Below are 1552 nucleotides of genomic sequence, written 5' to 3'. Positions count from 1 at the left end.
CCCGCGATCTCCTGCGTGACAGGCAGGCATGTTAACCGCTACACCACGGGACCTTGGTTGCGGGGACAGGATTTGAACCTGTGACCTTTGGGTTATGAGCCCAACGAGCTACCACTGCTCCACCCCGCGATAATACAAATGTTGCTCTATTAATAACTTAACGCCTTTATTATCTTAACATAACTACTTAGTAAAGTAAAGCTATTGTTAAAGAAAATATGGCGGAGGAAGAGGGATTCGAACCCCCGCGGGCTTTAACACCCCTGTCGGTTTTCAAGACCGATCCCTTCAGCCGGGCTTGGGTATTCCTCCGTGAAATAAATAATCTGGTGGACCTTGCAGGACTCGAACCTGCGACCGGACGGTTATGAGCCGTCTGCTCTAACCAACTGAGCTAAAGGTCCTTAGGATAGCGGCGGAGGGATTTGAACCCCCGACCCTACGGGTATGAACCGTATGCTCTAGCCAACTGAGCTACGCCGCTGCAATTAGTCAGTTATAAAGAATAATTGGTGGAGCCTAACGGGATCGAACCGTTGACCTCCTGCGTGCAAGGCAGGCGCTCTCCCAGCTGAGCTAAGGCCCCAATAAGTGGTCGGGAAGACAGGATTCGAACCTGCGACCCCTTGGTCCCAAACCAAGTGCTCTACCAAGCTGAGCTACTTCCCGACTATAAAGAATATAAAAGATATAGAAATTATAATAATATGGCGCGCCTGGCAGGAGTCGAACCCACAACCTTCTGATCCGTAGTCAGACGCTCTATCCAATTGAGCTACAGGCGCATATTATAGAATTAATTGGTGCCGAGAACCGGAATCGAACCGGTACGGTAGTCACCTACCGCAGGATTTTAAGTCCTGTGCGTCTGCCAGTTCCGCCACCCCGGCAAGAGTGGAATTAAAAAGCGGAAGACGGGATTCGAACCCGCGACCCCGACCTTGGCAAGGTCGTATTCTACCACTGAACTACTTCCGCGTAAAAGATGCGGGTGAAGGGAGTCGAACCCCCACGCCCGAAGGCACTAGATCCTAAGTCTAGCGTGTCTGCCAGTTCCACCACACCCGCGATATGTTTCGGCAAAAATAATGGTGAGCCGTACAGGATTCGAACCTGTGACCCTCTGATTAAAAGTCAGATGCTCTACCAACTGAGCTAACGGCTCGTACTAAGTGGTGCCGGCGAAAGGACTTGAACCCTCAACCTACTGATTACAAGTCAGTTGCTCTACCAGTTGAGCTACACCGGCAGGTGTAGAATATATGGTGGAGGATGACGGGCTCGAACCGCCGACCCCCTGCTTGTAAGGCAGGTGCTCTCCCAGCTGAGCTAATCCTCCTGGGTGTAATTGAAATTTTAAGTTAGTATATTCTTATTCTTTCTGATCACTTGATTATTTATAAACTACTCAGTTTTGATCTTAAGAATAGAATTGCCTGGCGACGTCTTACTCTCACAGGGGGAAACCCCCAACTACCATCAGCGCTGAAGAGCTTAACTTCCGTGTTCGGTATGGGAACGGGTGTGACCTCTTCGCTATCGTCACCAGACT

Annotated in this window: 13 tRNA genes and 1 rRNA gene; all 14 read right to left on the bottom strand. The window is 50.1% G+C overall.

What is annotated here, in order from left to right:
* Nucleotides 1-54: 54 nt before the first annotated feature.
* Nucleotides 55-129 (bottom strand) — tRNA-Met (locus CSV61_RS16500).
* Between the two features lie 90 nt (nucleotides 130-219).
* A tRNA-Ser gene (locus CSV61_RS16495) sits at nucleotides 220-312 on the bottom strand.
* 15 nt (nucleotides 313-327) lie between these two features.
* A tRNA-Ile gene (locus CSV61_RS16490) sits at nucleotides 328-404 on the bottom strand.
* A gap of 6 nt (nucleotides 405-410) precedes the next feature.
* Nucleotides 411-484: transfer RNA gene (locus CSV61_RS16485), tRNA-Met, on the bottom strand.
* A gap of 26 nt (nucleotides 485-510) precedes the next feature.
* A tRNA-Ala gene (locus CSV61_RS16480) sits at nucleotides 511-586 on the bottom strand.
* A gap of 6 nt (nucleotides 587-592) precedes the next feature.
* Nucleotides 593-669: transfer RNA gene (locus CSV61_RS16475), tRNA-Pro, on the bottom strand.
* 39 nt (nucleotides 670-708) lie between these two features.
* Nucleotides 709-785, bottom strand: a tRNA-Arg gene (locus CSV61_RS16470).
* 16 nt (nucleotides 786-801) lie between these two features.
* Nucleotides 802-890 (bottom strand) — tRNA-Leu (locus tag CSV61_RS16465).
* Nucleotides 891-906: 16 nt separating this feature from the next.
* Nucleotides 907-978: transfer RNA gene (locus tag CSV61_RS16460), tRNA-Gly, on the bottom strand.
* 8 nt (nucleotides 979-986) lie between these two features.
* A tRNA-Leu gene (locus CSV61_RS16455) sits at nucleotides 987-1068 on the bottom strand.
* A gap of 21 nt (nucleotides 1069-1089) precedes the next feature.
* Nucleotides 1090-1165: transfer RNA gene (locus CSV61_RS16450), tRNA-Lys, on the bottom strand.
* 8 nt (nucleotides 1166-1173) lie between these two features.
* Nucleotides 1174-1249, bottom strand: a tRNA-Thr gene (locus CSV61_RS16445).
* Between the two features lie 14 nt (nucleotides 1250-1263).
* Nucleotides 1264-1339 (bottom strand) — tRNA-Val (locus tag CSV61_RS16440).
* Nucleotides 1340-1434: 95 nt separating this feature from the next.
* A 5S ribosomal RNA gene (gene rrf / locus CSV61_RS16435) occupies nucleotides 1435-1550 on the bottom strand.
* Between the last annotated feature and the right edge of the window lie 2 nt (nucleotides 1551-1552).

Source organism: Sporosarcina sp. P3 (assembly GCF_002743415.1).
Taxonomy (GTDB): domain Bacteria; phylum Bacillota; class Bacilli; order Bacillales_A; family Planococcaceae; genus Sporosarcina; species Sporosarcina ureae_A.
This window is presented reverse-complemented; position numbering and strand designations above follow the sequence as displayed.